General features: G+C 61.5%; 29 protein-coding genes. 7 read left to right on the top strand and 22 right to left on the bottom strand.

The genetic code is table 11. The annotated features are described in order from the left end of the window. Positions 1-15: 15 nt before the first annotated feature. The 9 genes from AB1286_RS31255 to AB1286_RS31295 form a co-directional block, all read right to left on the bottom strand. A complete protein-coding gene (locus AB1286_RS31255) occupies positions 16-810 on the bottom strand; it encodes an ABC transporter permease (protein ID WP_430367061.1) in 795 nt (264 codons plus the stop codon). A 1-nt stretch (position 811) separates the two neighbouring features. After that, positions 812-1,696 carry an ABC transporter permease gene (locus AB1286_RS31260; RefSeq protein ID WP_430367062.1) on the bottom strand — a complete coding sequence of 295 codons (885 nt, stop codon included), beginning with the start codon at positions 1,694-1,696 and terminating at the stop codon, positions 812-814. A 45-nt stretch (positions 1,697-1,741) separates the two neighbouring features. Then, positions 1,742-2,773 (bottom strand): ABC transporter substrate-binding protein, encoded by a 1,032-nt coding sequence (locus AB1286_RS31265; RefSeq protein WP_430367063.1) that lies wholly within the window; start codon positions 2,771-2,773, stop codon positions 1,742-1,744. A gap of 47 nt (positions 2,774-2,820) precedes the next feature. Further along, positions 2,821-3,135: an NIPSNAP family protein gene (locus AB1286_RS31270; RefSeq protein WP_430367064.1), complete on the bottom strand. Its 315-nt coding sequence runs from the start codon at positions 3,133-3,135 to the stop codon at positions 2,821-2,823. A gap of 68 nt (positions 3,136-3,203) precedes the next feature. Next, positions 3,204-4,676, bottom strand: coding sequence for an aldehyde dehydrogenase (locus AB1286_RS31275; RefSeq protein ID WP_430367065.1), 1,473 nt, complete (start codon positions 4,674-4,676; stop codon positions 3,204-3,206). A gap of 41 nt (positions 4,677-4,717) precedes the next feature. After that, positions 4,718-5,761 (bottom strand): LLM class flavin-dependent oxidoreductase, encoded by a 1,044-nt coding sequence (locus AB1286_RS31280; RefSeq protein ID WP_430367066.1) that lies wholly within the window; start codon positions 5,759-5,761, stop codon positions 4,718-4,720. An 88-nt stretch (positions 5,762-5,849) separates the two neighbouring features. Next, on the bottom strand, positions 5,850-6,806 hold the full coding sequence (locus AB1286_RS31285; protein ID WP_430367067.1) for a flavin reductase family protein: 957 nt from the start codon (positions 6,804-6,806) through the stop codon (positions 5,850-5,852). Beyond that, positions 6,799-7,683, bottom strand: a complete 885-nt coding sequence (locus tag AB1286_RS31290) for an alpha/beta fold hydrolase (protein ID WP_430367068.1) — start codon at positions 7,681-7,683, stop codon at positions 6,799-6,801. Before AB1286_RS31290 ends, AB1286_RS31285 begins: the two co-directional genes overlap by 8 nt. Further along, the gene (locus tag AB1286_RS31295) at positions 7,673-8,260 is read right to left on the bottom strand and encodes an amino acid synthesis family protein (RefSeq protein WP_430367069.1); all 588 of its coding nucleotides are present in this window, start codon (positions 8,258-8,260) and stop codon (positions 7,673-7,675) included. The genes AB1286_RS31290 and AB1286_RS31295 overlap by 11 nt, the downstream gene beginning before the upstream one ends. 295 nt (positions 8,261-8,555) lie before the next feature. On the opposite strand from AB1286_RS31295, the gene AB1286_RS31300 reads away from it, so the two are divergent. Beyond that, positions 8,556-9,245 carry a GntR family transcriptional regulator gene (locus AB1286_RS31300; protein ID WP_430367070.1) on the top strand — a complete coding sequence of 230 codons (690 nt, stop codon included), beginning with the start codon at positions 8,556-8,558 and terminating at the stop codon, positions 9,243-9,245. A gap of 22 nt (positions 9,246-9,267) precedes the next feature. On the opposite strand, the gene AB1286_RS31305 is transcribed toward AB1286_RS31300, so the two are convergent. After that, complete coding sequence (locus AB1286_RS31305) at positions 9,268-9,930, bottom strand: glutathione S-transferase family protein (RefSeq protein ID WP_430367071.1); 663 nt, start codon at positions 9,928-9,930, stop codon at positions 9,268-9,270. A 184-nt stretch (positions 9,931-10,114) separates the two neighbouring features. Between AB1286_RS31305 and AB1286_RS31310 the strand changes: the two genes are divergently transcribed. Continuing rightward, positions 10,115-11,089, top strand: coding sequence for a helix-turn-helix transcriptional regulator (locus AB1286_RS31310; RefSeq protein WP_430367072.1), 975 nt, complete (start codon positions 10,115-10,117; stop codon positions 11,087-11,089). A gap of 20 nt (positions 11,090-11,109) precedes the next feature. Here AB1286_RS31310 and map read toward each other — a convergent pair whose 3' ends face one another. Beyond that, positions 11,110-11,877, bottom strand: a complete 768-nt coding sequence (map, locus tag AB1286_RS31315; RefSeq protein WP_430367073.1) for a type I methionyl aminopeptidase — start codon at positions 11,875-11,877, stop codon at positions 11,110-11,112. Beyond that, positions 11,874-12,086 carry a ParD-like family protein gene (locus AB1286_RS31320; protein WP_430367074.1) on the bottom strand — a complete coding sequence of 71 codons (213 nt, stop codon included), beginning with the start codon at positions 12,084-12,086 and terminating at the stop codon, positions 11,874-11,876. The genes map and AB1286_RS31320 overlap by 4 nt, the downstream gene beginning before the upstream one ends. Before the next feature lie 245 nt (positions 12,087-12,331). Here AB1286_RS31320 and AB1286_RS31325 point away from each other — a divergent pair, with 245 nt between their 5' ends. Next, a complete protein-coding gene (locus AB1286_RS31325) occupies positions 12,332-12,640 on the top strand; it encodes a DUF4148 domain-containing protein (RefSeq protein WP_430367075.1) in 309 nt (102 codons plus the stop codon). Between the two features lie 64 nt (positions 12,641-12,704). Here AB1286_RS31325 and AB1286_RS31330 read toward each other — a convergent pair whose 3' ends face one another. The 3 genes from AB1286_RS31330 to AB1286_RS31340 are packed head-to-tail and all read right to left on the bottom strand — an operon-like array spanning position 12,705 to position 15,034. After that, positions 12,705-13,514 (bottom strand): dienelactone hydrolase family protein, encoded by an 810-nt coding sequence (locus AB1286_RS31330; protein ID WP_430367076.1) that lies wholly within the window; start codon positions 13,512-13,514, stop codon positions 12,705-12,707. Between the two features lie 12 nt (positions 13,515-13,526). Continuing rightward, positions 13,527-14,423, bottom strand: a complete 897-nt coding sequence (locus AB1286_RS31335; protein WP_430367077.1) for an EamA family transporter — start codon at positions 14,421-14,423, stop codon at positions 13,527-13,529. Continuing rightward, positions 14,420-15,034 carry a nitroreductase family protein gene (locus tag AB1286_RS31340; protein ID WP_430367078.1) on the bottom strand — a complete coding sequence of 205 codons (615 nt, stop codon included), beginning with the start codon at positions 15,032-15,034 and terminating at the stop codon, positions 14,420-14,422. Before AB1286_RS31340 ends, AB1286_RS31335 begins: the two co-directional genes overlap by 4 nt. 105 nt (positions 15,035-15,139) lie before the next feature. On the opposite strand from AB1286_RS31340, the gene AB1286_RS31345 reads away from it, so the two are divergent. Beyond that, complete coding sequence (locus AB1286_RS31345; protein WP_430367079.1) at positions 15,140-16,027, top strand: LysR family transcriptional regulator; 888 nt, start codon at positions 15,140-15,142, stop codon at positions 16,025-16,027. 12 nt (positions 16,028-16,039) lie between these two features. On the opposite strand, the gene AB1286_RS31350 is transcribed toward AB1286_RS31345, so the two are convergent. Both AB1286_RS31350 and AB1286_RS31355 read right to left on the bottom strand, forming a co-directional pair. Next, on the bottom strand, positions 16,040-16,675 hold the full coding sequence (locus tag AB1286_RS31350) for an arylsulfatase (protein ID WP_430367080.1): 636 nt from the start codon (positions 16,673-16,675) through the stop codon (positions 16,040-16,042). A gap of 150 nt (positions 16,676-16,825) precedes the next feature. Beyond that, entirely contained in the window at positions 16,826-17,905 is a 1,080-nt protein-coding gene (locus AB1286_RS31355) for an alcohol dehydrogenase catalytic domain-containing protein (RefSeq protein WP_430367081.1), read from the bottom strand. A 170-nt stretch (positions 17,906-18,075) separates the two neighbouring features. Here AB1286_RS31355 and AB1286_RS31360 point away from each other — a divergent pair, with 170 nt between their 5' ends. Then, a complete protein-coding gene (locus AB1286_RS31360) occupies positions 18,076-18,789 on the top strand; it encodes a helix-turn-helix transcriptional regulator (protein WP_430367082.1) in 714 nt (237 codons plus the stop codon). Between the two features lie 39 nt (positions 18,790-18,828). On the opposite strand, the gene AB1286_RS31365 is transcribed toward AB1286_RS31360, so the two are convergent. The 5 genes from AB1286_RS31365 to AB1286_RS31385 form a co-directional block, all read right to left on the bottom strand. Next, on the bottom strand, positions 18,829-19,371 hold the full coding sequence (locus AB1286_RS31365; RefSeq protein ID WP_430367083.1) for a cysteine hydrolase family protein: 543 nt from the start codon (positions 19,369-19,371) through the stop codon (positions 18,829-18,831). A gap of 233 nt (positions 19,372-19,604) precedes the next feature. Further along, positions 19,605-20,441: an ABC transporter permease gene (locus AB1286_RS31370; protein WP_430367084.1), complete on the bottom strand. Its 837-nt coding sequence runs from the start codon at positions 20,439-20,441 to the stop codon at positions 19,605-19,607. Positions 20,442-20,523: 82 nt separating this feature from the next. Continuing rightward, complete coding sequence (locus AB1286_RS31375) at positions 20,524-21,789, bottom strand: ABC transporter permease (protein ID WP_430367373.1); 1,266 nt, start codon at positions 21,787-21,789, stop codon at positions 20,524-20,526. Positions 21,790-21,947: 158 nt separating this feature from the next. Continuing rightward, positions 21,948-23,009 carry an ABC transporter substrate-binding protein gene (locus AB1286_RS31380; protein WP_430367085.1) on the bottom strand — a complete coding sequence of 354 codons (1,062 nt, stop codon included), beginning with the start codon at positions 23,007-23,009 and terminating at the stop codon, positions 21,948-21,950. Between the two features lie 82 nt (positions 23,010-23,091). Then, on the bottom strand, positions 23,092-24,186 hold the full coding sequence (locus AB1286_RS31385) for an ABC transporter ATP-binding protein (protein WP_430367086.1): 1,095 nt from the start codon (positions 24,184-24,186) through the stop codon (positions 23,092-23,094). A gap of 248 nt (positions 24,187-24,434) precedes the next feature. On the opposite strand from AB1286_RS31385, the gene AB1286_RS31390 reads away from it, so the two are divergent. Beyond that, on the top strand, positions 24,435-25,955 hold the full coding sequence (locus AB1286_RS31390; protein WP_430367087.1) for a PLP-dependent aminotransferase family protein: 1,521 nt from the start codon (positions 24,435-24,437) through the stop codon (positions 25,953-25,955). Between the two features lie 145 nt (positions 25,956-26,100). Further along, a complete protein-coding gene (locus AB1286_RS31395; RefSeq protein ID WP_430367088.1) occupies positions 26,101-26,706 on the top strand; it encodes a TonB family protein in 606 nt (201 codons plus the stop codon). The last annotated feature ends 83 nt before the right edge of the window (positions 26,707-26,789 follow it).

The raw sequence follows: 26,789 nt of genomic DNA on the forward strand, positions 1-26,789 counted from the left end.
GCTGGTTCACCTCTTTCATCGAGCGCGGCGCAACAGCGCGCCGGCCAACATCAATACTGTCGTCAATCCCACGAGCAACGAGGACGCGGCCGCCACGACCGGCGTCAGATCTTGCTGGAGCGTGGTCCAGATGCGCACCGGCAGCGTCTGCAAGGTCGGGCTCGCCATGAAGATCGACACCACCACTTCGTCCCACGACGCGAGGAACGAGAAAATGGCCGCCGCGAAGAGTCCGAGCTTGATCGCCGGCAGTGTCACGCGCAGCTTCACTTCGAGCGCCGACGCCCCACACACGAGCGCCGCGTCCTCGAGCGCCGTATCGAAGCTCGCGAGCGAATTGCTGATCGAAATGATCGAGAACGGCAAGGCGATGATCAGATGGCCGATGACGAACCCCGTCATCGTTCCATTCAGACCGATGCGCAGCGTGAACGCATACAACGCGACCGCCAGCACGACGACGGGCAGCACCATCGGCGTGAGGAAGAACGCCTGCACGGCGCCACGCCCCCGAAACTTGCCTCGCACGAGAGCAAGCGATGCAAGCAGGCCGATCAGCACCGAAAGGGCCGTGACGACCACCGCGAGCTGCGCGCTCGTCAGCAGCGAGCCGATCCAACCCGGATCGGTGAAGAGTTCGCGATACCATTCGAGCGTCCAGCCCGGCGGGGGAAAGATCAGCCACTGCGAATCGCCGAACGAAAGCGCAACGATGAACGCGATCGGCAGCAGCAAAAAAAGCGCGACGGCACCGCCTACCGTCAGCAATGCCCACCGCAGCGAGCCTAGGCGGTCGAAATCGAGCAGCATCTCAGCGTCCTCCCAAACCGGCGCGCGCGTTGCCGGTAAATCGCAATTGCAGCGCGTAGAGCGACAGCGTCACGGCCAGCAACACGAATGCCGCCGCACCCGCAAGGCCCCAGTTCAGCAGTTCCTGCACGAGCTGTGCGATGAGTTCGGCCAGCATCATGTACGAGGGACCGCCGAGCAATGCGGGCGTCACGAAATAACCGAGCGCCATGACGAACACCATCAGCGCGCCCGATGCCACACCCGGCATCGCGAGCGGCACAAGCACTCGCCAAAACGCCTGCCATCGGCTCGCGCCGCAGATCGCTGCCGCTCGCAGCGTCGAGGGATCGATACTGCGCAGCGTGGCATGCAGCGGCATCACGAGAAACGGCAGCATGATGTAGGTCATACCGATCGTCACGCCGATCAAATTGTTCACGAGGGTCAGCGGCTGGCTGACGATCCCCAGCGCCATCAACATTCGGTTGATCGGCCCCGTCGCTTGCAACAGCACCATCCATGCGAACGTGCGCGCGAGCAGGTTAGTCCACATCGACAGCAGCAGGATGGAGAACAGCAGGGAGCTCACCTTGCGCGGCGCGATCGCGAGCAACCATGCCGTCGGGAAGCCGATCGCGACGGTCGCGACCGTCACGACCGTTGCCACGAGGAACGTATTGCCGAAGACGCGCAGGTACGTGGTCGACCCTAGCAACTGCGTATAGTTCTGCAAGCCCGGAGTCGGTTCGAGCACGCTACGAAGAAGCAGCGACAGCACAGGCAGCAGAAAGAAGACCACGAGCAGGAGCAGCGCCGGGGTCAGCAGGCGAAGGCTGCGCCAATCGCGCCGCCGGCGCGAGGGCGCAGCGGCCGGATGCGCGATGGAACTCAGTACGTTAGGCATGGTGACTCCCTATACGATCGGTATGGCGCTCGCCTAGCGACATCGTTACTTCGATTGCCAGGCGTACCAACGCTTGGCAATCTCGTCGCGGTGTTCCGCCCAATACTTCATGTCGAGGTCGATCTGCGACGACTTGTATTGGTCGGGCAGCGTCTTGGCCACAGCGGCCGGCATCAGCGCGGGCGCGTCCACGTTGATCGGCGCATAGCCGGTTTCGGCCGCGAATTTCGCTTGCGCATCGGCACTGGTCGCGGCCGCGAGAAACTTCATCGCTTCCGCCCGATGCTTGGCACCCTTCGGAATCACGAGCATGTCGGCCGCCGTCAGGTTTTGATTCCAAGACATGCCGACGGGCACGCCCGTTTGTTCGAGCGCGTGCAAGCGACCGTTCCAGAACATACCGATCGGGGCTTCGCCGGACGCCAGCAATTGCTGCGATTGCGCGCCGCCGCCCCACCAAACAATGTCGCTCTTGATCGTGTCGAGTTTTTTGAACGCGCGATCGAGGTCGAGCGGATAGAGTTTGTTCGCAGGAACGCCGTCGGCCAGCAGTGCAATTTCGAGCACGCCGGGTGCCGACCACTTATAAAACGTGCGCTTTCCAGGGAAACGCTTCGTATCGAATAAGTCGGCCCAGGTCGAAGGCTGCGCGCCTTTGAATGCGGACTTGTTGTAGCCGAGCACGAACGAGTAATAGAAGCTACCCACGGCGCCCGCCGAGGTGAAGCGTGGATCGAGCCCGACCTTCTTGACGACCGAATAGTCGATCGGCTCGATCAATCCCGCCTTTTGCGCGGCATAGGCGAAGTCGCCTTCCACATCGACGACGTCCCAACTCACGTTGCCGCTATCGACCATCGCCTTGAGCTTGCCGTAGTCGGTCGGTCCGTCCATCAGCACGTTGATGCCCGTCGCTTTCGTGAAGGGCTTGGCCCAGTCCTTGTCTTGGGACGACTGCGTTGTCCCGCCCCAACTTGTAAAGACGATCGGGTCGGCCGCCCGCGCGGCGGTTGCCGCAAACGCGCTCGCGCAGACTGCGATCAACGCCGCCGCCCGAAATACGTTCGTGCTGTTCATGCTTGTCTCCTAGATAGTTTTAGATAATCGGTCGAACTCACTACGTTTCATTTGAGCGGCGAGAAAGCGGCCGGCCTCATGATCTTGCTTTCCATTTCTTCCATCAGCGCTTGAATTTTCGGCGCGAAGGCCCGCCAGGCGTGGTCTTCGGCCAGCGCCGCACGCCGCTGCTCGCGCTCGTCCAGGCTCGGGTAAGCCCAGATATGAACGATCTGATTCAGCGGGCCGATTTCCGAATGGAAGTACCCCACCAGTTGCCCCAGGTATCGCTTCTGAAGCTCGATGCCCTCCTCCTCGACGAGCTTCAGATAGGCAGGCACGCCGCCCGTCTTGATGCGATAGGTGCGAATCTCGTAGAACATGCCGGTTCCTCTCGTTTGCATGCACCGACTTGGGTGGCGCGCGTTCGGTCGTGGTCGTACCCGCTCGTTCAACGCATCACGAACGGATCGGCGATGGGTTCGTCAGACGTGCGGATCCATACCGATTTGGTCCGCGTGTATTCGAGCGCCGCCTCGAGGCCGCCTTCGCGGCCAAGGCCGCTCAAGCCATAGCCGCCAAACGGCACGATCGGCGAGACGGCGCGGTACGTATTGACCCACACGATGCCGGCGCGCAGTGCACGCGTGAGCCGATGCGCACGCGTTAGATCGCGCGTAAACACGCCCGAGGCGAGGCCGTACCGGGTGTCGTTCGCGAGGGCGATCGCATCGGCTTCGGTGTCGAACGTGACGACGCTCAGCACCGGACCGAACAATTCGTCTGTGACGCTCGGCACCTGCGCGTGCGGACAATCGACGATCGTCGGCAGAAAGTAATGGCCCGCCATCGACCCTTCCGGCCGCGAGCCGCCCATGACGATGCGGCCGCCCGCCGCGACGCTGGCGTCCAGCACGCGCTCGATATGCTCCAGTTGACGACGCGTCGCGAGCGGCCCCATCTCGGTCGCCATATCTTGCGGGTCGCCGATGCGAATCGAGCGCGAGCGCACGATCAAGCGCTCGACGAGCGCATCGTGAATGCTGCGTTGGACGAGCAAGCGCGAGCCCGCCACGCAGCTTTGCCCCGTCGCCGCGAAAATTCCCGCGATCACGGCATTGCACGCGCTGTCGAGATCGGCGTCGTCGAACACCAGCACGGGCGACTTGCCGCCAAGCTCAAGCGACATCGCCGCGAGGTTGTCGGCCGAATTGCGAACCACGTGGCGCGCCGTCTCCGGGCCGCCCGTGAAGGCGATACGCGAGACGAGCGGATGGCTTGTCAGCGTACGTCCGCAGTCGTTTCCGAACCCCGTCACGACATTGACCACACCCTTCGGAAAGCCGGCTTCATGCACGAGCCGCGCGAATTCGAGCAAAGGCGCGGGACCGTCTTCCGAGGCCTTGAGCACGACCGTACATCCGGCCGCGAGCGCGGGGCCGAGCTTGACGGCGGATAGAAAGAGCTGAGAATTCCACGGCACGATCGCGGCGACGACACCCACCGGCTCGCGCCGCAGCGTCACTTCCATATCGGGCTTGTCGACGGGAAGCCATGCGCCTTGAATCTTGTCCGCAACACCGGCGTAGTAGCGGTAATACTCCGCAACATAGGCGATTTGGCTGCGCGTTTCGCGGATGATCTTGCCCGTGTCTCGCGTTTCGAGTTGGGCCAGACGCGGCGCATCGCGCTCGAGCAGTTCCGCGAGCCGATAGAGCAGCTTGCCCCGCGCGCTCGCGGTGAGATTGATCCATGCCGGATCGCTCAAAGCGCGATGGGCCGCGCGCACCGCGCGATCGACGTCGTCCGCGCTAGCGGCCGGCATTCGCGCCCACACGGCGCCTGTTGACGGATCGATGCTATCGAACGTGTCGACGGCGTCTTCGAACGTGCCGTCGATGTACTGCTGAAACCGTTGCAACATGTCCATCCACTCCCTTCGTGAATCGGGCCGAAGGCTCGATGTCAACGCCCGGCGAATGCCGGCATCACCTCGGCGATGAACAACTCCACCGATTTGCGTTTGCGCTCGAAGCTCATATGGCTATCGAGCCAGAAGCTGTATTGGTCGTAGCCGAGTTCTTCATAGCGCTTCAGACGCTCGATCACTTGCTTCGGCTCGCCGATGACGAGGTTCTTGCGGATAGCGTCGGGCGAGTACTGCGGAAACATGTCGACGTCGGCTTCGGTCAGCGACTCGATGAAACCTTGTTCGACCGGACGTTCGTTCTTGAACCACTTGCTGAAGTAGCGATAAAAGCGCGCGAGATCTTCGACGGCGGCATCCACCTCGGCCGAATTCGCGCCGACGAACGTGTGCATCAGCATCATGACTTGCGGGCGTGGCACCTGCGGATTGGCGGCGCACGCGGCGTTGAAACGCTCCATGAGGCTCGCGACTTCCGCATCGCCCGCGGCGAGCGACGTGACCTGAACGTTGCAGCCGTTGGCCACGGCGAATGCATGCGAATTCGGATCGCGCGCGGCGAGCCACAGCGGCGGATACGGTTGTTGAACGGGACGCGGAACCGGTGTCGTCGAAGGCCAGGACCAAAACTCACCCTGATGCGCATAGTCGCCCTTGAAGAGCTGGCGCAACGCCGGTACGAGCTCGCGCATCCGCGCACCCGCACTCATGGCATCGAGCCCCGGCAAGAGACGCTCGTACTCGAACGAGTAAGCCCCACGAGCGATCCCCAAGTCGAGGCGGCCGTTGCTGGCGACATCGACCATGCCTGCTTCCCCCGCCAATGCGATCGGATGCCAGAACGGCGCGATCACGGTGCCGGTGCCGAGTCGAATACGTTCGGTCTTGGCGGCGAGATACGACAGATTGACGAATGGATTCGGCGCGATAGTGAATTCCATCGCATGGTGCTCGCCGATCCAAGCGGTCTCGAATCCACCGCGTTCGGCCAGTTGCACGAGTTCGGTCATCTGATCGAACAATTCGCGATGCGACGTCTTCGTGTCGTACCGCTCCATATGCAGGAACAACGAGAACTTCATGATATTCATCTCCTCCGATTCTTGCGGCGTCGCGGTGGGTAGCGGAACAATCGTCTCGCCCCTCGCCCTATCGTCTTGATCGATCTGCTCAATGAGCCGGTGCCAACGGTTGCACCGTGCCGGTTTCGGTATCGCCGACGTAGATCCCGAATGCGTCTTCGCTTCGCTCTCGGACGTAGCGCTCCAGCATCGAGCGCACGGCGTCGTCGCGGAACGCGTCCCACGCAATTCGCGTCAGCGGTACGATGCGGATCGCACCGCCCGATTGCGGCGAAATGTCGTTCTTCACGCGGCCGCGGTAGTAGATCTGTACACCGGGGGTGGGCCCACTGCCGGCCTCGAATACCGCGAACAAGAAGTCCAGATGCACTTGCAGGCCGAGTTTCGCCAACACGCCGAGCAAGCTCGCCTCATCGCTTTGCGGTTCGAGCTTGGCGCCTGTCGGCAACTGTAGACCTTGCGGCGTATCGAGCAGCACGAGCCCATCGCGATGCTCGAGAATCGCGCCAACGCGTGCACGCGGTCCCGCCGCTGCCAACGCATCCATCGATAGGCTGAAATTCACATAAGCCCCTCGGCAATAGCCGAGCGGCGAAGAAGCCGTGTGAAGAAAGTCGACAACGCGGCCGATCAGGATGATGTGGTCGCCCGCATCGACGACCTCATGCGTCACGCAATCGAAACTGGCGGCTGCGCCGTCCATCACGGGCGCGCCGGTCAGGCGCGTATGCCAGGCCACTTGCGTGAACTTGTCGGCGGCCTTCGAAGCGAAGACACCCGACACCGCCTTCTGATCTTCGGCCAGGACGCTGATCGCGAAATGGCGCGTCTGCGAAAACACTTCGTAGCTCGATGCCGTCCTCGCGATACACACGAGGATCAACGGCGGATCCAGGGAGACCGACGTGAACGAATTCGCCGTGAAACCGCGTGGCGAACCATCGGGCTGGATCGTCGTGACGACCGTGACGCCGGTCACGAATGCGCCCAGCGCACGACGGAATTCGGCGATATCGATCGCTTTTTCTTGGATCGTCTCAGTCATGCCTTCCTCCTCCACTGCTACGCTGTTCGGCGGCGATGTCGGTCGTCGACACATCCGACAAAAATTGGAGCAACCGCTCGTTCACTTGGGTCGGACTGGTGACGTTCATCATATGGCGCTCGTTGGCGATGACTTGTGCATGGCCGAACGGCGCGGCCGCCGCCATCGCATGCGACATGGCCGGGTTCGAATTCGCATCGCATTCGCCGGTCAAAAAGAGCGCGGGCACGGCGAGGCTCGACAAGCGGCCGATATGGGCGTCATCCGAGCGCGCGAACAATTGGTACGTGCGCGCATAGCCGACGGGATCGACCGTCAACAGCAGTTCGCGCACCGCCTGTGCCGCTCTCGTCAGATGAGCGGGAACCGGATCGCCGAACCAGCGCGTGATCGTCGCATCGACACCGGCCTGCGCCGGCGCATCGCCGAGCACGGCCGCGCGGTTCATTACTGCCTCGCGTTGGCCCGGAGAGCGGTCATAGACCGCGTTCAATGCCACGACGCTGAGTGTGCGGTCCGCGCGTGTCAACGCAAATTCGAGTGCGACCAGCGCGCCCATCGAATGCCCCACCACGTGCGCCTGCCGAACGTGCATGGCATCGAGCAGATGTTCGAGCTGGGACGCATACTCATCGAGCGTCGGTGCTGCCGTCGGCAACGTGCTCCCGCCATGGCCGAGCATGTCGTAAGCGATGACGCGATAGCGCGCGGCCAATGCATCGACCTGCGGTGCCCACACGCTCCGTTGCATGCCGACACCATGGATCAGCACCACCGTCTCGCACCCATCGCCTGTTCGCGGCGCGTAGACGCTATAGCTCGTGCCCGCGGCGACGCCGGTTGCTGCGTCGCATGGGAGCGCGCGTTCAGCCTTCATTGGACTCGAGCTCCTTCAAGTCCTGATAGCGATCGCCGATGCGGTGATGCGGCCGCCCTCCAATCGACGCGCCCAAGGCGACAACGAGCTCGTCCGGCGCGGGTGCATCGACGATCGAGAACTGCACCGTCAAGTAATGCGAACGCATGCCTTCGTCGTGCTTGTGCATCAACGGAATCGAGATCGGGCAGTTCGGGCCGCCGCGCAGATTCGTGAAGCTTAAGTAGCTCTTCGCCCCCACCGCATTACGGTAGTGATTGCCGAAGCGCAGCGTATGGATCAGCGCCGAGGCGTGCTCGAGTTCGCCGGACGTGCCGACGACGGCCGCTTTGCCATAGCCCTCGATCGCGTCCCCGGAACCCGCGACACGCAAGATCTCGCTCGTCAGCAGTTCACCCAGTTGAGGCCCCAGGGCATGAATCTCGGGCTTCAGATCCTCGACGAAGCCGCGTCCCGCCCACGGATTACGGAGCACGGCCGCGACACCGAACAGCTTCAGCGGCCGAGGCGCGGCCTTGCCGCCTTCGATAAAGGTGTCTTCGACATAGGTGACCAGCTTGCGCACTTCGAGCTTCATAACATTCCTCCAGTCCCGGCGCGATGCCGTGGATGCCATCTGTTGAGATTATGGTATACCAGCTTAGAGGGCGAAATGCGCGCGACATATTATGGAATACCATGATACTGAGGAACGATGTGCTGGCACGGTTCTCGCCGCCCAGTGCCGGGCCGCACCGCGTCGGTGCTTCGATGAGACGGCGGAACAGGAGAGACGCCCTTGGGCGTGAGATCGTCGATAATACGGAATGCCGGCGTGCCAGTTGCTCGATGCCGGGCAGCCGGACAGACGTCCGTCCACTCATTCCTACGCCATGTCAGACCTAAAAATAGACCGAACGGCCAAGACGCTGAGAGAACTTACGCTGGACAAACTGCGGGGCGCGATCGTGCAAGGGTATTTCAAGCCTGGCGCGCGCCTCGTCGAACGCACGCTCTGCGATGAACTGGGTGTAAGCCGTACGGTCGTGCGCGAGGTCCTGCGTCATCTGGAGACCGAGGGCTTGGTGGAAATCGTCGCGCGACAAGGGCCGGTCGTCGCGCGGCTCGATCCGAATCAAGTCGGCGAGATCTACGAATTGCGCAGCCTGCTGGAAGCGCACGCGGCACAAGCCTGTGCCGAACGGGCAACGCCGGCTGTCGTTGCCCGGCTGCGGGAGATCCGACATCGCATCGAGTCCGCGTTCGCTGCCCACGATATGCAGCGCGTGCTCGAGTGCACCGAACAGTTCTACGATGCGATGTTCGAAGAGGCAGGCAAGTCCGTGTCGCTCAGCGTCGTGAAGTCGTTGAATGCGCGGATTAACCGGCTGCGCGCGCTAACCATCGCCACACCCGGCCGCGGCGAGGAATCGAATCGGGAAATGAATGCATTGCTCGATGCGATCGAACGTCGCGACGGGGAAGCTGCGGCGCTCGCGTCGCGAGCACATATCAAACGAACATCGGAGCTGGCGCTACAGGCGCTTGCCGATCAAGAGAAGCGCACTATGCGGGCGGAATGACGCAGCGCTAAGAGAACTGCGCTCAACCGAGCGCACGCATGAAATCGGGCATCGGACGCCCGATCGAGGCGAGATAAGCCGCCATTGCGCCAGCCACTTTGCGCACCGCCGGGCGCGCGCTCATCCGCTCGCGCCATGCTAGCAAATTCGGCGTCTCGCCTGTCATTGGGGCCCCTTTGCGCTCGCCAAACAACTGCGCCATGTAAAAACCGATATCCGCATAAGAGTAGGTTCCCGCCAAGAACGCCTGATCGCCAAGCGTTTGCTCCATCCGTCGATAGAATTTCGCCGCCTCGGCGCGCGCCGTCTCGGCCGCCGGATCGTCCGGCGTCTCTTCGAGGTTCATCAACCGGACAACGTGCGGAAAGTAAATCTCATCGGCACAATGCTCGAGTTGGCGCGCCCTCGCACGCGCACGCGGATCGGCCGGCCACAGTGCAGGGTCCGGCTTGAGATCCTCTAGATACTCGAATATTTGCGTCGAATCGAAAATCTCCAAGTCCGCGTCGATCAGCACCGGAACCTGACGCTTGGGGTTGATGCGCAACACGTCGGGGTGCTTCGGTTCATAGCCTCGAAGCTGATCGAACGGGACCATCACCAATGCGAAGTCGAGGCCCTTCTCGTGTGCCGCAATCTCGACCTTCGCACCGAACATGCTCAACGGCCCTGATAGGATTTTCATTCGTCTCTCTTCGTTCAAAAGGGCTGGCCCGGACATGGAGCGTCAATTCGGTGTGCTCATCGCTCATCCAGGATGCGTTTGCCCGCGTTCGCAACTGCATCGATCGAGCGAGGGGGCAATGCGGCGAATCATAGGCCAGGTAACCTGACATCCTTTGTCATGTATTTCCGGTAATGTGTCGCCTATGAAAGCCAGCCGCCTTTTGTCGATCATGATGATGCTCCAATCGCGCGGGCGGATGACCGCACCTGCGTTGGCAGAAGCGTTGGAGGTATCCGAGCGCACGATCTTGCGCGACATCGATCAGCTTTCCACGGCCGGCGTGCCCATCTGGGGGGATCGTGGGCGCAACGGCGGATTCCAATTGCGAGCGGGGTGGAGCACCGATCTGACGGGGCTTACCGAGTCCGAAGCTCAAGCACTCTTTCTGGCGGGTTTGCCGGGACCGGCGACAGAGCTCGGACTGGACTCGATGGCAACGTCCGCCCGCCTAAAAGTCATTGCGAGCCTGCCCGCCGAATCACGCGAGCAAGCGGATCGTGTGGCCAGCCGTCTGCACGTCGACATGGTGGACTGGTACCGTGCGCAAGAAACCCCGGTCTTCCTCAGAGAAGCCGCCGACGCGGTGTGGGGCGCCTATCGCATCGAGGTCGCTTATGAAAGCTGGCGCGGGTTATCGCACCGCGAACTCGAGCCGCTGGGGTTGGTGCTAAAAGGGGGCGCCTGGTATTTGGTCGCAAGCGTCGTGGGTAAGCCGGACCCCTCGACATTCCGCCTAGCGAACATCCATGAGTTCAAGCCCACTCACCGTCGCTTCAAGCGCCCTTTGCGTTTCGACCTAGCCAAGCATTGGCATGCCGCGATGGCGAAGTACGAGTCCGAACTCTATCGGCTCAGCGCGCATATCGCGGTTTCGCCGCGCGGCGAGAGTTGGTTGATCAACTCACGCATTAAAACCATGCCGGTTGCAAACGATAGCGCCGCCGGGGAGGCACCCCAAGGTTGGAAGGAATTTCTCATGCCGATCGAATCGATCGAGCAGGGCGTTCGAAAGCTGCTGGCATTCGGCACGCATGTGAAAATCATCGGGCCGCAATCGCTCAAGGACCACATGATCGAGGAGCTATCGCAATTGCGGGCGCTCTACGGACAGCCCTGATTTCGACCGTCGCTCCGCTTTCAATGCAGCGCTTGTTCATCGGCCCGCAACGTAAGGACGCGCACGCCGTTTCGCGTCACGGCGACGGTGTGCTCGAATTGCGCGGAAAGCCGGCCATCGCGCGTGACGACGGTCCAGCCGTCGGCTTCGGTCCGCACGGCATGGCGCCCTTGGTTGATCATCGGTTCGATGGTGAAGACCATCCCTTCGCGCAACGTCAAACCCGTTCGCGGCCTTCCCCAATGCAGTACTTCGGGCGGCTCGTGCATTTCGCGCCCGATGCCGTGACCGCAGTACTCCCTAACCACCGAGTAACCGTTTCGGCGAGCGTGCCGTTCGATGGCATATCCCACATCGCCGAGCGTGGCGCCAGGGCGAACGGCTTTGATGCCCTTCCACATGGCTTCATAGGTCACTTGAACAAGCTGCTTCGCCAGCGGTGAAACCTCGCCCACGAGATAGGTCTTGCTGGAATCGGCGATATAGCCGCCCTTCTCGAGCGTGATATCGAAATTGACGATGTCGCCGCTTTGCAAGATCTCCGTTGCCGAGGGCACGCCATGGCAGACGACGTTGTTGCGCGAAGCGTTCAGTGCATACGCGTACCCGTACTGCCCTTTGCTGGCGGGGCGCGCATTCAACTCATTCACGATCAAACGATCGACGAGGTCGTTGACTTCCATCGTCGACATACCGATCAAATTCAATCGATCCAAATGACCGAACACGTCTGCCAGCAAGCGGCCCGAGTGCGCCATCAATTCGATTTCTTCAGGCCGCTTGGTCATGAGCACGTTACCTTGACGGCTTGCGTCGCCACACCCGCGGCTCGCAACTCGTTGGCCACGATCTCATTGAAGCTTTGCGTGGGATTCATTTCGCACAGCATGCCGATCTTGATCCAAAACGCCGCTTGCGCGTTGATCGACCGGCACGACACCGCGCTTGCCTTGCGGATTTGATCGTGCAGATCGTCGTCGATGTTCACTATGCCCATACGAGCCTCATATACGAAACGTATATGAATCATATAGTGCGAGCTGGAGGAAATGCAATACGTGGGCGCGGGACGGGTTGGCAGAATGGTCCGCCGGCATCGCGATTGTGAACGAATCTGCAACGATGATTTATCAAACTAGGCGTTAACCCTAGAGGCGAGAATCACTACACTTCAGTCATCGGTTCAGCAACGAACACGATGCAACTAGCAAGTACGACAAACAAATCTTGGAGGTAGTAATCATGAAATCGCTCATTCAATCCGTCGTTATCGCCGCCGCTCTTGTCGCTCCCGTGGCTGTTTTCGCTCAATCGAACGCACCGCTGACGCGCGCTCAGGTCAAGGCCGAACTGATTCAATTTCAACAAGCCGGCGGCCGCGTGAACTTCAGCAACGACCCGTACTACCCGGCCGACGCTCAAATGGCGCAAGCTCGCGTTAATGCGCAAAACGGCAACAATCAAGGCGTGGGCGGTGTGCAAGCCGGATCGTCGGCTTCGGGCGCAGCGGCAAAAGCCGATGGCGTGAAGCCGCTGTTCTTCGGCATCTAAGTGGGTAGCCGTTGATGTCGCTCGGCAGCGCCTCGGTTGGCGCACCGAGCGACGGCAAATGGATTTACATGCCGGCGGGGTTCGAATCCGTCGCAAAGCTTTCGGTCAGCCAGTCACGCATCAATCGATACGAACGCGCCGCGACCTTCGCGTCGTAACGACAATTCCCGGTTTTGGCTGTCGCCTCGGTCTCGGTGAAGCAGTGGACCGCGTGCCCTATCTCGACGAACTGCCAATCGGCGGCGTCTTGTTCCATGCTCTTCGTAAAGTCGGGGACTTGCCCGATCGTAAACGTATCCGCCGACCCGTTCATCGCGAGCACTCTCGCTTTGATTTTTGCGGTCAGCGCGGGGTTATCGGTACTCAAATCGCCATGAAAGGCAACGACGGCTTTCACGTCGGACCCCGTGCGCGCTAAATCGAGCACCGCGGCGCCGCCGAAACAAAAGCCGATTGCCCCTAGTCGCGATAGATCGATAGGTGCCTCTCCGGCCTGTGCCTTCAGTTGCTCGAACGCCTTGACCATTCGCGCGCGCATCAAGCCGCGATCGTGATAAAGCGGTGCGACTGCCGTCCGCGCGTCGTCGTCACCTTTCGGACGCACGCCATCGCCGTACATATCGGTCAGCAAAATGACGTAGTCTTTGCCGGCGATCATTTCGGCTTTCTTGATGGCGATATCATTGACGCCATACCAGTTCGGTACCATCACAAGCCCGGGCCGCTTGGCCGTCACGGCATCGTCATAGACCAGCACGCTTTTGAACGTCGTACCGTCGAGTTTCCAAGCGACGGGCTTGGCAACCATCTTCGCCCAGACGGGCGATGCCACGAAAATACCGAGCACGATTAAGGCGACACGCATGAATCGCATGGCAATGTTCTCTCATGGGTTGGAACGCAGGTTCGTAGTCGAAATCGGTGCACGGGCCGCGCGAGCGGGCCGTTGGCTAAGCCAAATGCTGCCGACGACGAACACGATACCGGCGATTTGAATTCGAGTCAGCGTCTGATTCAAGAACACCCATCCCAGCACCGCCGCCGTTAGCGGACTTAAGAAGAGCAGCGGCGAGACGACGGCCGATTCGAGCCGAGCAACACCGCGAAACCAAAGCACGTAAGTCAGCGCCGCGCCGATCAAAGCGAGCCATGCAAGCCCGCCTAAATTGATCAACGTGGGCGCGGGCATCGGCGGCGCAAACAACAGCACCGCCGGAATCAAAAGAATGCCCCCAGCCGTCAATTGCCATGCCGTAAACGCGAGGAGCGAGACGGACGGTTGCCACTTTCGCGCCAAGACGTTTCCGACTGCCATCGACGCGGCCCCGGCGAGCCCCGCCGCCACACCGATCGGATCGAGTGCGGCACGCGGCGTCAGCACCAGCAACGCCACGCCTGCGATGCCGATCAAGACGGCGACGATCGACGCTCGCCGGATCGGACTCGACAGCAACACCTTCGCTAGGAAGACGGCGAAGAGCGGCTGCACCGCCGCTACCGTCCCTGCGACGCCGCCGGGCAATCGATACGCGGCCACGAACAACATACTCAAAAAGATCGAGATATTGAGCGCGCCGAGAATGAAAACGCGAAGCCAAAGCATGCCGCCCGCAGGCAACTGACGCACGATCGCAAGCAGCAGCAATCCGGCCGGCAGTGCGCGGAGCATCGCCACGATCATCGGCGAGAAGTTCGGCAAAAATTGAGTCGTCACGATATACGTGCTGCCCCAGACGACCGGGGCCACGGCGGTCAACAGCACGTCGCCGGCATGGGCTTTCATACGATACTCAACACTTCCGAGAGCGCTCGGCGCGGCTTTTGCGGCCAGTTGCCCGGTGCGGCCCGGCCGACAGCGACGAGCATAACGGGGACTTCGTCGTGGGCAAGCCCAAACTCATTCGCTACGCCCTCGGCGTCGAATCCACTCATCGGGCCCGAGGCGAAACCAAGTGCTTGCGCCGCATAAATGAGCGTTGCCGCGCCCAAGCTCGCGGAACGGATGGCCTCATCGCGCGCGGATTGCGGGTCTGCATATTTGGCCTGTGCGCCTTCTTGCCAAGCCGACGACATCTCCGGCCGCATATGTCCCGCTTCTACGAAAAGCCGTAGCCGCTCGACGATGCCCTCCGAGTGGGGAAGCACACCGCAGACAATGAAGGTGACGGCGGCGTTCGATACCTTTGCTTGACCGAACGATAACGCGCGCAACTTCTCTTTGGCCGCAAGCTCGCGGACGGCGATAAAACGCCAATTCTGTAGGTTGTATGCCGTGGGTGCCCGGGTTGCGAGACGCACTAACGCTTCGATTTCAGCGTCGCCCAATTGATGCGAGGCGTCGAATAAGTTGGTGGAAATGCGTTGCTCGATCAAAGCGATCGCAGGGTTGATCATGGTGCGGTCCAGACGAAGAAAGAGAATGCGTCCAGCATACTTAATTGACCGACAGATGATAATGTTCGCCCAAGAACAACATCTTCAACCACAGGTGAAGGATCGATGGATCGCTATACCGCCTTGCAAGTCTTTCGTCATGTGGCGGAACTCAATAGCTTTGCCGAGGCGGGGCGTCGGCTCGGGCTATCGGCGGCCGCGATCAGCAAGAATGTCGCCGAACTCGAGACGTTTATCGGGGCGCGTTTGATCAATCGCACCACGCGGCGAATGGCGCTGACCGAAGAAGGCCGAATCTATTTGGAGCATGTGACACGCGGGCTCGATGCACTCGCCGAAGCCGATCATGCTTTATCCCCGATCAAGGCGACGCCGAGCGGTACGCTGCGGGTGAGCGCACCGATGACCGTGACGTTGACACGGCTATCGGCGGCCATTCCCGCATTCTTATCGCGGCACCCCGATCTGAAACTCGATTTGCATCTCGACGACAGGCGGGTCGATCTTGTCAAGGAGGGCTTCGACCTCGCGATTCGCGGGAGCGATGGCCTCGAAGACTCCAGCTTGATCGCCAGAGCACTGACCGTCATGCCGCACGTGATCTGCGCGTCGCCGGACTATTTCAGGGTGCATGGCAAACCGAGGACACCCGCCGATCTGAAGACGCACAACTGCATTCGATTCAGCCTTTCCGGACATGCCGACGTCTGGGAATTCAAACAGGGTGACCGCACCGAACGCATTGCGATCGATGCGCGATATTCAGTGGGATCGAGTCTCGCCATCCGCGACGCGTTGCGCGCCGGCTTCGGCTTGAGCCTCATTCCTTACCCCTACGTCGAAGACGATTTGAAGGAAGGACGGCTGCAATCCGCCTTGGACGATTGGCGTACCGTGCAAACCACGCTTTACGCGATTTATCCGTCGCGACAGCACGTCACGCCGAAACTTCGTGCGTTCGTTGCGTTCTTGGTCGAGGAATTCAGTCGCTGAACGCCACCCGAATTACGCGGATAACTCGGATAACGCCGCACGCAGTGCGACTTCCGCGCTGTGCAGCGGACGCTGCGGCGCGCGGACGAGATCGGCGGCCGGACCCATCCATGGATGGGCGAAAGCGACCACCGCGGCGCCTGCCTCATAGGCTTCGTCGGCGGCGCGGGCGATAGCCGCGAAACATGCGGGTAGATCGGCGCCGCCGTACAGCGCCCAGATATCGGCAACGTGTATCACGTCCACCGATGTGCCTGCCTCGCTCACATGGGCCTCGAACAACCGCCGGTTCGGCTCGACGGTGGATTCGAGCGCACAGAGCACGACGATCTTTCCGTCCGCTTTTCCAGCCGCGACAGCCAACGCCTTATCGGCTCTAATGACGGGGATAGCCTTGCCTTCGATCTCATCGACGATCGGCGAAAGCGTTGCGCAGGTCACGATGACGGCGTCCGACTCCGCCGCGAGATCGACGATGCAACGCTTCGTGCGAGCCTTCATGTCCGGCGAGAACGTCCCCGCTTGCTGAACGGCCTCGCGCAAGTCGGCCCGGACCTCATGGCGTATGGCGCCCACGTTCAAAGCCGTCGCCGCATCGTCAAAAACGCGGCGGTTGCCGTCTATGGTGTGCAAAAGCGAAATGCGCATGGTCCTTTTCCTTGTCGGATCCGGCTCAAACGCCGCCGGTCATCGTCGATTCGAAAGCATTGTTCCGATGCCGCGGTCGTTTAACAAGGCAACCATCGTTACCGGTATCGCCGGTACCAGCCAACGCTTTCACATCGTCGACTCCGCCGGCTAGGGCTGAATAACGGTCATCCTATAGGGGCCCGGATTCGCCGCCGCATGGACGACGGCTTCATTGGCATCGTCGAGAGCGAAGGTCGCGATGTCGATGTGATCGAGCCCGAGCAAGCCGGAACGAATGAGCGCAGCCATTCGGGGGACGGCTTCGGGAGAACACATCCACTTGCCGCGCACCGTGATGTCGTTGCGCATGATCCATGGATAGGGCAAATCGAGACCGGCGCCACCGAGCATCCCCACCCCACCCATCAAGACGACACGTCCGTTCTGGCGCACCGTCATCAACGCGGCGCGCACCGCCGTGGTCGGCGCCGAAGGCGGCAATAAATCGATCACGCAATCGATCGGGCCAGGGGCAGCCTCGCGCATGCGTTCACGGTCCTCCTCCTCGTTCCCAGAGAGCCTGATCGTTCGCACACGCTCGCCAAATCGGCGCTGCAAATCGCCGAGCACCTGTTCGTTACGTCCAGGGGCGACGACACAACCCGCTCCCATGGCAAGCGCCACCGCAACGCAAGCGCTGCCGAAGTTACCCGTGGCGCCGCTCACCAGCAACGTTTCGCCGGCCTGAAAGGATGCCGCCAGTAGCCCGCCGTACGGCACCAACATGACCGTCAGCGCGCACCAACGCGCCGCCTGCTCCGGGTCGATATCGCCGATGCGAATGGCGTTTTCGGTCGGTACGCGTACCTGCTCCGCGAACGGGCCGTCGTGATAGTAGCGATGCAAGCGCAAGCCGCCCTCGCCGCGCGAACTCCATCCTTGCAACGTGATATCGGGCGTCAACGCATCGTCGCGCGATCGGACGGTCGGATCGCAAAACACCCAATCGCCTGCCTTGAGGTGTGTCGCATCGGGCCCGCTCGCCTTGACGCGTCCGATGGCGCCGCATCCCGGCACGATCGGCAATTCGATGGGGTAGCGGCGTTCGCCGCTGAAGACCTCGTTCGCATAGGGCAGTACCGGCGCGGCGACCACCTGCACGATGACTTCTCCGGTGCCCAGCTCGGGGGCCGGGATAGACTCGATCGCGAGGGGCTGGCCCAGGGACTTTAGTACGGCTGCTTTCATCGTCTGCTCCATCGATAGTGGATGAACGAGACCATTTTGGCAGCCGTACGATTTGTATCCAGGCCTGGTACTATCCTAGGATTATCGAATACCCCCGTATGAGATCGCGCATGGTGCAGTCGAGGCGCAGTGAGTTTGGCGAGTTTCTACGCTCGCGCAGGGAAAAGCTTGTGCCCGATGCACGCATGCTCAAAACGGGCCGTCGCCGCCGCACACCGGGTTTGCGGCGCGAAGAAGTCGCCGAATTGGCGGGTATCGGCGTGGATTGGTATGTCCGACTCGAGCAGGGGCGAACGGTCAGCCCCTCCGAGGCCACGCTCGATGCCCTCGCTCACGCGCTGAGGCTGAACAAGGCGGAAGCCGCGCATCTGCGCACGCTCGCCCGCGGCGACGATCAGCGCGCGTTCACGCCTGAAAGCGTGCCGCCGGCCATCGAACGCATGGTGTCGCGCCTCTCGTTGCCGGCCTATATCACGGGGCGGCGTTGGGACATCCTAGCCTGGAATCGGGCAGCGCAAGATCTATTTGGATTCGGTCGCGTAGCGCCGGCAAATCGCAATGTGCTTATCTTCATGTTCATCGAACCGAACGCGCAGCAACTGTTCGGATCGACCTGGGCCGACGAAGCGCGCCGGATGATCGCGCTCTTTCGAGCGACACACGATGTTCATGCGAACGACCCCGCATTCGTCGCATTGGTGGAGCAATTGCGGGAGGCTAGCCCGCAGTTCGCGAAGTGGTGGAAAGCGCACGACGTTCGCGGGCCCGGCTCGGGGCACAAGATGCTCGTCCATCCGAAGCGGGGCGCGCAACGCTATGAGTACGCGACGTTTCAAGCCAACGACGATCCGGCCTTGAAGCTGGCGATTTATACGCCGGTGTGATCGGAGCCGCGCGGCTTCTTGATATCGCGCATCGCCCCGTTAGAACGCACAGTCTGCCGTCGCGACAAGCGTCACAAACGCCCCGCTCAACGTCCTATTGTGGTGCTCGATGATCGCTCTTGCGGGCAGCACAGGCGTATCCATGCAAGTGTGCGCATCGGCGACCAATACGGGGCGCAAGCCTAAATCCGCAGCCGCCCGGCAGGTCGTATCGACGCAATACTCCGTCTTCATGCCGGCCACTACCAATTCATCGATCGCCGCCCCTTTGAGCCAATCGGCGAGGCCGGTGCCGGCAAAAGCGTTGGGGCGAGTCTTATCGAAAATCCGGTCCCTGTTCGGATCGAGCGCCATATCGGGCAACAACTGCGTCAGCGGGCTGCCGGGTTCGATCGGCGAACCCACAGGGCCGGTATGGCGCACCGCGAAAATCGGCGCTTGGGCTTTGCGGGCGTTAGCGATCAACTGTTTGACGTTCGCGAGGATTCGCTCCTGCTCGTACGGCTTGTCGGGGCCGTTGAATAGGCCCTCCTGCATATCGACGATCAACAGGGCGCGGCTTTTGAGGCGAGCAGATTGCACGACGTTTCTCCTTTGATGCCAGCCACGCACGGGAGAAACATCAAGGCCCCGTCCATTGCTGGCGGGGCCTTGAGATGAATACGATAGATCAGCGCACGTACCAGCCTCACGGCCCGCCATAGGCGGTCGTGGTGGTTGTCGTAGTCGTGAGCGTAAGCGAGTTCATGTCGTGCATCATGCTATAGCATTCCGGGCAGCGTCAATACCCGAACTTGTGCGCCCCCTTCGAAACTTTATGCAACGGCGCGCGCCGCATTTCTCCCGCGCAACCACTCCAACGCCAGCAGCAATCCCGTCGAAAACAGAATCAGGATCGTAGCGAGCGCGGCGATCGTCGGCGTAATGTTTTCTCGAATGCCCGTGAACATCTGGCGCGGCAGCGTCGTTTGATTGGCCCCCGCGAGAAACAGCGTGACGACCACTTCGTCGAACGAAGTCGCAAACGCGAACAGCGCACCCGAAATCACGCCCGGCGCGATGACCGGCAACGTGATGCGGAAGAACGTGCGGCTTGGATTCGCCCCAAGCGAGAGGCTCGCGCGAACGAGATTGCCGTCGAATCCTTGCAGCGTGGCGCCGACGGTCGTGACGACGAACGGCACGCCCAGCGCCGCATGCGCCATGATGAGGCCGATATAGGTATTGGCAAGACCGAGCGGCGCGAAGAACAAATACATGCCCACGCCTACGACGATGACCGGCACGATCATCGGCGAAATCAATATCGCCATGAGGATCGCCTTGCCGCGGAAGTTCGCTTTGGCAAGCCCCAGTGCCGCGAGCGTGCCGAGGACCGTGGCGACGATCGTCGCCGACGGAGCCACGATAAAGCTGTTCTTCGCCGCCATGCGCCACGCATCGGACGTGACGAGATGCTCATACCAGCGCAACGACCAACTGGGAATGGGGTACACGAGGAACGTGCTCGACGAAAACGACAGCGGCACGATCGCCAGCACGGGCAAGATCAAATACAACAGCGTCAGCACGGCGGCGCCGCGCAACAAGAAATACCACGCGCGTTCGACGAGCGACGTATGCGGCGCGAACAGCGGTTTAGAAAGTTTCATCGTCGGCTCCGGCTCGATTGCCCCGAAGGGCATCGCGGGTCTATCTAATCGAATGGTCGAAAACGCTAAGGCGGTCGCGGCGCTATAGGGTCGGCTGAGCTTTCGTGAAGCGGCCGTACACGACATACAGCACGAGCGTCGCCGCCAACAGCAGCCCACCGAGCGCGCAGGCCATACCCCAGTTGATCGTCACGTTCGTAAAGTACGCGACGTAGTAGCTCACCATTTGATCGTTCGGTCCACCCAACAACGCCGGCGTGATGTAGTAGCCGATCGCGAGGATGAACACGAGCAGCGCGCCGGCACCGATACCCGGATAGGTCTGCGGCACATAGACACGCCAAAATGCCGCGAACGGATGGCTGCCGAGCGAAATCGCCGCGCGTTGATACGTCGCCGGAATCGACTTCATCACGCTATACAGCGGCAAGATCATGAACGGCAGCAAAATATGCGTCATCGAGATATAGACGCCGGTACGATTGAACAGCAACTCAAGCGGCGCACGGATCACGTGAAGGTCGATCAAGGTCCGGTTGACGAGCCCTTCGGTCTGCAAGATCACGATCCATGCGGCCACGCGCACGAGAATCGACGTCCAAAACGGAATCAACACGAGAATCATCACGAGATTCGCGCGGCGCTCGCTCAGCGTCGAAATCCAATAAGCGAGCGGGTAACCGAGCAGCAACGCCGCCAGCGTAACCACTGCACCGATCACGAACGTCCGGCTAAACACATTCAAGTAGATGCGTTGATCGGGATCGGTCTTTTCGATGTGGCCGAACGCGTCTTCGCGATGATCGAGCGACGCAAGGAGATAGAACGGCGAATAGCGTGAACCGTTTTTCGCGATCGCTCGCCAATAGCGTACTTCGCCCCAGCGCGCATCTAGATCGATCAGCTTCGCACGCAGTTGGTCGGCCGTTAGTTTGAGCGGGTGGTTATCGTCGTCGGTGAACGGCAGTGCGTTCGCGGTCTTCGATACGAGCGAGTGAAAGCCCGGAATCTCCACGTTCAGCCGCCGCTCCAAGCTGCCCATGATTTGACCGTCTTGCGTCGAAGCCAAATCGGTTGCGAGCGCGGCGTATGCCGCAACCGGCGGCGCGCTCGTGCGATCCCAATGGCGCAATACGACCGCGGTTTTCGGTAGCGCGTCGGCCACTTCGGGGTTTTGTACGGCGCGTGTCAACAACGCCGCGATCGGCACGACGAAAATCAACAACAGAAAAATCGCAAGCGGTGCAATCAAGAGCAGCGCCGTCAGTCGCTTGCGCGCCTGCGCCGCTTTCAACTCGCGCTTCAAAGTCGCGGTTGATGCGTTGCTCGGCTCGCCCGGAATCGTCATCGTTTGCACGCTCATCTCCTGCATTGCCCCTTGCCTCTTGCTTTGTCCTTCTCGCGATGCGCCGCTCGGTTCTCAGACCGAGCGGCGCCGCGTGCTGTTGCTCGGCAATACCGGCTATCGCGCCGGCGTTGCCGCTACTGCCTAGGTACCGATCGGTGTTACTTCGACGCCCACGACGCGAAGCGCTGCTCGAGTTCGTCGCCGTAATCCGTCCAGAACGCTGCGTCTTGCAAGACGGCGTTCTTGCCGTTAGCCGGCGAATTCGGCAAGTTCGAGAGCGTCTTGCCATCGAGCGACTTGATCGCATCGCGGTTCGCGGGGCCATAGGCGATGTGCTGCGCGTACAGCTGCTGCGGCTTGGACGAGACCGAATAGGCGATGAACTGCTCGGCCAGCGCCTTGTTCGGCGAACCCTTCGGAATGACCCAGTAGTCGAGGTCATAGATGCTGCCGTTCCAAACGACCTTCAGGTTCTTGCCTTCGCGTTGCGCCGCATCGATGCGGCCATTGAACGCGGACGACATCACCACGTCGCCGGCCACGAGGAATTGCGGCGGCTGAGCGCCCGCTTCCCACCACTGGATATTCGGCTTCAGTTCGTCGAGCTTCTTGAATGCGCGATCCTGGCCGGCTTTCGTCGCGAGGACCTTGTAGACGTCCTTCGGGGCGACGCCGTCCGCCATCAAAGCGAATTCGAGGTTGCCGCGAGCGCCCTTGCGCAATGCGCGCTTGCCCGGGAATTTCTTGACGTCCCAGAAATCGACCCAGCCCGTCGGCGCCGTCTTCAGCTTATCGGCGTTATAGGCAATGGCGGTCGACCAGACGAAAAAGCCCACGCCGCACGTGCTCGGCGACTCGGGAATCAATTCCGACTTCTTGGCGATCTTCGACCAGTCGAGCTTTTCATAGAGGCCTTCGTCGCAGCCGCGGCCGAGGTCGCCCGATTCGACTTCGACGACGTCCCAATTCACGTGCTTGGCTTCCACCATCGCCTTGATCTTGGCCGTTTCGCCGTTGTATTCGACGGCCGTGACCTTATCGCCCGTCTTTTGTTCGAACGGCTGATAGTAGGCAACCTTCTGCGCATCGGCGTTCGCGCCGCCGAAGTTCACGACAGTCAATTCCGCGGCCGACGCGCCGGCCGCCCCGAGCATCGTCAATGCGCAAGCGCCGGCAAGCAGCGCACTCGTGCGGCGCATCGTGATGGTTTTCGTCTTCATCTAGGCTCTCCTCTACGTGGATCTTCGTGGGTCTTGCGGGGGCTAACAGGGCTGGTGTTTCGATGCGCTTTTGCGCGCGCGCTCAAGCGAACACGCGCAAATGTTCGGGTGCGAACTCCAATGCGACGGGCGCACCGGGCACGTAGGTTTCGAGCGCTTCCGTGCCGAGCGGGACTTTGACGAAGCATTCGTCCTGTTCAGGCACCGCGCACCGCATGCGCACGTGATCGCCGAAATAAATGAGTCCGCGCACCTCGCTGGAAAGCGCGTTGCCACGTTGTTGATCGCGCGCCTCGGTCGCCAGACGCAAGCGTTCGGGGCGAATGCAGGCCACGGCGGGCGTACCCGCCCTCGCACCGGCCACATTGCGGCCCACGACATGCGTGCCGTCGCTCAGACGCAAGCGGCAATACTCGCCGTCCACGTCGGAGATCGTGCCGCGCAGACGATTGCTGTCGCCGATGAAGTTCGCGACGAATTCATTGCAAGGGGTTTCGTAGAGGCGATCTACCGTATCGAGTTGCTGCACGATGCCTTTGTCGAACACGGCGACACGATCGGACATCGTCAGCGCCTCGCCTTGATCGTGCGTGACATAGACGAACGTCACGCCGAGCTTTTCGTGCAAGGCCTTCAGTTCGTATTGCATGTGCTCGCGCAATTGCTTGTCGAGTGCGCCGAGCGGTTCGTCCATCAGCACCAGCTTCGGCTCGAATACCAAGGCGCGCGCAAGCGCGATCCGCTGTTGCTGGCCGCCGGAAAGTTGCGACGGATAGCGTTTGGCGAAACCGTCCATTCGCACCATCTTCAGCGCTTCGGCGACGCGGTGAGCCCGCTCGGCGCCGGCCATCTTGCGTACCGTCAGCGGATAAGCGACGTTCTGCTCCACCGTCATGTGGGGAAACAGCGCGTAGTTTTGAAACACCATGCCGATGTTGCGCTTATGCGGCGGCACGGTATTGAGTAGTTGCCCATCGAGGCGAATCTCTCCCCCGGTGGGGAATTCGAAACCCGCCAGCATCATCAGACAAGTCGTTTTGCCCGAGCCGGACGGCCCCAGCAACGTCAAAAACTCGCCCTGATAAATGTCGAGGTCGAGCGATTTGACGACGAGCGTTTCCCCGTCATACGTCTTTCGCACGCCGCGAAAGCTCACGATCACCTGATCCGTCTTCATCGTCCGTTGTCTCCGTTACGGCCTTATCGGCACTTCAGCATTCGCCGAGGCCCCTGCGGCGCTTGGTCGCAAGCATCGCTCGCGCTCGGCGCAATGACTTCAGCACTTACATATCGCGCCTGACTCCGCGCTGCGGTGGTTTGGATTGGCTCCATCGAAGATAGCGCTCCGCGCCGCAGTTGCAATCCAATATAATCGGTCACGGTTCCACGCAACGGAACCATTTCATTATTCCGAAGGGAACCACTTTGGATACGATCATTCTGTCGGACTGGCTCGCGGCCAGGCTCGAACGAGGCGCGCAAGAGCCCATGTACCGCCAAGTGTTGCGTCTCGTGCAGCACGCCATCTTGACGGGGCAACTCGCCCCCGGCACGAAGCTGCCCAGTTCGCGGATGCTGGCCGACGATCTCGAGATCGCTCGCAACACCGTTCTGCGCGTATATGACCAACTGACGGCCGAAGGTTACGTGCTCTCGACCACAGGCAGCGGCACTTATGTGGCCGATACGCGCCCCGACGCAAGCGCGGTTCGGCCTCGTTCGCCGCTACGTCCGGCCGAGGCGAGCGTGCCGCGCGAAGCGCTCGCGCAGCAAAGTCTTTCCGGGCGGGGCCGGCGCCTGATCGGACGGGCGGGCGTGGCGCCCAAGCAATGGGGCGCTTTCATGCCGGGCGTGCCCGACGTGACCGAATTCCCTGCGCGCACGTGGAGCCGCTTGCAAGCACGGCTGTGGAAAGAGGCGAACCCCGACCTGTTGACCTACGCACCGGGCAGCGGCTATCGGCCGCTTAGGCGGGCGCTCTCCGATTACTTGCGGGTAGCGCGTTCGGTCAAGTGCTCGCCCGATCAGATCATCATCACGACGGGCATTCATCAGTCGATGGATCTCGCCGTGCGGTTGCTGACCGACGTCGGCGATCGGGCCTGGGTGGAGGAGCCTTGCTACTGGGGCGCCCGCAGCGTCTTGCAAGCGGCGGGGCTCGAGCTCGAGCCGATGCCCGTGGACAACGAAGGGCTGAACCCGCGCGGCCCCGCCCTCTCCGCGCCGCCGCGCATTGCGGTCGTCACGCCGTCGCATCAATACCCGCTTGGGATGGTGATGAGTTTGGCCCGCCGCCGGACCCTGCTCGAATACGCGCGCCAGCATGGCGTTTGGATCGTAGAGGACGACTACGACAGCGAATTCCGTTACGGCAGCCGGCCGATCGCTTCGTTGCAAGGGCTCGACGAAGCGGGACGGGTCATCTACGTCGGCAGTTTGGGGAAGATTTTGTATCCCGGCTTGCGCATCGGGTACATGGTCGCGCCCGAGCATTTGGTGGATACGTTCCGCACGGGCGTGGCCGAACTCTATCGCGAAGGCCAACTCATGCATCAAGCGGTGCTCGCCGAGTTCATCATGGACGGGTATTTGACCTCGCACGTACGCCGTATGCGAGCGTTGTACGGCGAGCGTCGACAGATTCTCATCGACGCGATCACCTCGCGCTTCGGCGACGCGCTACCGGTCATGGGCGACGAAGCCGGGCTGCACTTCGTGCTCGGCCTGCCCGACGGCACCGACGATCGCGCCATCACGGCCGCGGCGTTTGAAGCAGGCGTCATCGTGCGGCCGCTGTCGACCTACTACAGCCATGAGGACGCGGCAAAATCGGGGCTGTTGCTCGGCTATGCTTGCGTGCAGCACGAACGGATCGCGCCGGCGTTCGATGCGCTCGCGCGTGTCATCGAGCCGCGTCTGATTTCCGGTGTGGCCCGCGTCGCGTGACGGGCTTCGCTCGAGCGGTACTGCATCGAGGGCCCTCAAGACTCTCGCAGGGGATGCCGTTACACTCGCGTATCCGAGCCGACCGTCAATTGGTTCAACGACGCCGCTTCCTTCCAAAAACGATCAAAAGAAAACGAAACTGAAAATGAAAAAGACAGCGTGCATCATCGGATTGTTGATTGCCGGCGGCTTCGCCGGCGCAAGCGCCCAAGCCGCGCCGGTATCCGCCAGCCAATGTCCCATCGAATTGCGGCACGGCGTACGCGAACCTGTCTGTGCATCGCAAGCGATTTCTCCCGCGACGGCGTCGTCCCCTGCACAAGCGCTTCCCGCCGCGGCCGTTCGCACAACTCCGGCGCCCGCGGCGACCGTAGTTTCCGCAGTACCTGCCGCCGTTGCCTCGGCTCCCGCGGCGGCGCCGCAAACGCAAGCGATCACGAAGGACGTCGGCGAAGATCAAGTCAATTGCAGAATACCGCGTCCGGAATATTCGGCCGAAGCGCAGCAGCGCCATCAGACCGGCAAGGTCGTCGTTCGCATTACCATTTGGCCGCCGCACGTCGTCAAGCAACTGACGCTGAACGAGTCGAGCGGCAATGCGTCGTTCGATGCGGCGGCGATGCGGGCGGCCGAAGGCACGGAGTGCGCGGACACCGTACAGCGCTTCCAGATCTTCCAAACCTTCGAGTTCGATCTATGGAAGGACGCCGGCGCACGGCCGGCCGAGAACGCAACGGCTCTCGCACAATAGCGACAACGCGCCCCCTATCGAATCGTTGCAATGATCCGCGCAACGCGAGTCAAGGGGGCGACCGAAGCCGAATCGAACCGGAA

This window comes from Trinickia sp. NRRL B-1857, assembly GCF_050470685.1.
GTDB lineage: Bacteria > Pseudomonadota > Gammaproteobacteria > Burkholderiales > Burkholderiaceae > Trinickia.

Bases quoted from the DNA above. Each gene is read 5' to 3' on its own strand.
- AB1286_RS31395 (WP_430367088.1), top strand. From the start codon at position 26,101: ATGAAAAAGACAGCGTGCATCATCGGATTGTTGATTGCCGGCGGCTTC.
- AB1286_RS31255 (WP_430367061.1), bottom strand. From the start codon at position 810: ATGCTGCTCGATTTCGACCGCCTAGGCTCGCTGCGGTGGGCATTGCTG.
- AB1286_RS31265 (WP_430367063.1), bottom strand. From the start codon at position 2,773: ATGAACAGCACGAACGTATTTCGGGCGGCGGCGTTGATCGCAGTCTGC.
- AB1286_RS31370 (WP_430367084.1), bottom strand. From the start codon at position 20,441: ATGAAACTTTCTAAACCGCTGTTCGCGCCGCATACGTCGCTCGTCGAA.
- AB1286_RS31295 (WP_430367069.1), bottom strand. From the start codon at position 8,260: ATGAAGCTCGAAGTGCGCAAGCTGGTCACCTATGTCGAAGACACCTTT.
- AB1286_RS31340 (WP_430367078.1), bottom strand. From the start codon at position 15,034: ATGATCAACCCTGCGATCGCTTTGATCGAGCAACGCATTTCCACCAAC.
- AB1286_RS31335 (WP_430367077.1), bottom strand. From the start codon at position 14,423: ATGAAAGCCCATGCCGGCGACGTGCTGTTGACCGCCGTGGCCCCGGTC.
- AB1286_RS31290 (WP_430367068.1), bottom strand. From the start codon at position 7,683: ATGAAGGCTGAACGCGCGCTCCCATGCGACGCAGCAACCGGCGTCGCC.
- map (WP_430367073.1), bottom strand. From the start codon at position 11,877: ATGACCAAGCGGCCTGAAGAAATCGAATTGATGGCGCACTCGGGCCGC.
- AB1286_RS31380 (WP_430367085.1), bottom strand. From the start codon at position 23,009: ATGAAGACGAAAACCATCACGATGCGCCGCACGAGTGCGCTGCTTGCC.
- AB1286_RS31310 (WP_430367072.1), top strand. From the start codon at position 10,115: ATGAAAGCCAGCCGCCTTTTGTCGATCATGATGATGCTCCAATCGCGC.
- AB1286_RS31325 (WP_430367075.1), top strand. From the start codon at position 12,332: ATGAAATCGCTCATTCAATCCGTCGTTATCGCCGCCGCTCTTGTCGCT.
- AB1286_RS31305 (WP_430367071.1), bottom strand. From the start codon at position 9,930: ATGAAAATCCTATCAGGGCCGTTGAGCATGTTCGGTGCGAAGGTCGAG.
- AB1286_RS31270 (WP_430367064.1), bottom strand. From the start codon at position 3,135: ATGTTCTACGAGATTCGCACCTATCGCATCAAGACGGGCGGCGTGCCT.
- AB1286_RS31260 (WP_430367062.1), bottom strand. From the start codon at position 1,696: ATGCCTAACGTACTGAGTTCCATCGCGCATCCGGCCGCTGCGCCCTCG.
- AB1286_RS31345 (WP_430367079.1), top strand. From the start codon at position 15,140: ATGGATCGCTATACCGCCTTGCAAGTCTTTCGTCATGTGGCGGAACTC.
- AB1286_RS31275 (WP_430367065.1), bottom strand. From the start codon at position 4,676: ATGTTGCAACGGTTTCAGCAGTACATCGACGGCACGTTCGAAGACGCC.
- AB1286_RS31330 (WP_430367076.1), bottom strand. From the start codon at position 13,514: ATGCGATTCATGCGTGTCGCCTTAATCGTGCTCGGTATTTTCGTGGCA.
- AB1286_RS31385 (WP_430367086.1), bottom strand. From the start codon at position 24,186: ATGAAGACGGATCAGGTGATCGTGAGCTTTCGCGGCGTGCGAAAGACG.
- AB1286_RS31280 (WP_430367066.1), bottom strand. From the start codon at position 5,761: ATGAAGTTCTCGTTGTTCCTGCATATGGAGCGGTACGACACGAAGACG.
- AB1286_RS31320 (WP_430367074.1), bottom strand. From the start codon at position 12,086: ATGGGCATAGTGAACATCGACGACGATCTGCACGATCAAATCCGCAAG.
- AB1286_RS31375 (WP_430367373.1), bottom strand. From the start codon at position 21,789: ATGACGATTCCGGGCGAGCCGAGCAACGCATCAACCGCGACTTTGAAG.
- AB1286_RS31350 (WP_430367080.1), bottom strand. From the start codon at position 16,675: ATGCGCATTTCGCTTTTGCACACCATAGACGGCAACCGCCGCGTTTTT.
- AB1286_RS31285 (WP_430367067.1), bottom strand. From the start codon at position 6,806: ATGACTGAGACGATCCAAGAAAAAGCGATCGATATCGCCGAATTCCGT.
- AB1286_RS31355 (WP_430367081.1), bottom strand. From the start codon at position 17,905: ATGAAAGCAGCCGTACTAAAGTCCCTGGGCCAGCCCCTCGCGATCGAG.
- AB1286_RS31300 (WP_430367070.1), top strand. From the start codon at position 8,556: ATGTCAGACCTAAAAATAGACCGAACGGCCAAGACGCTGAGAGAACTT.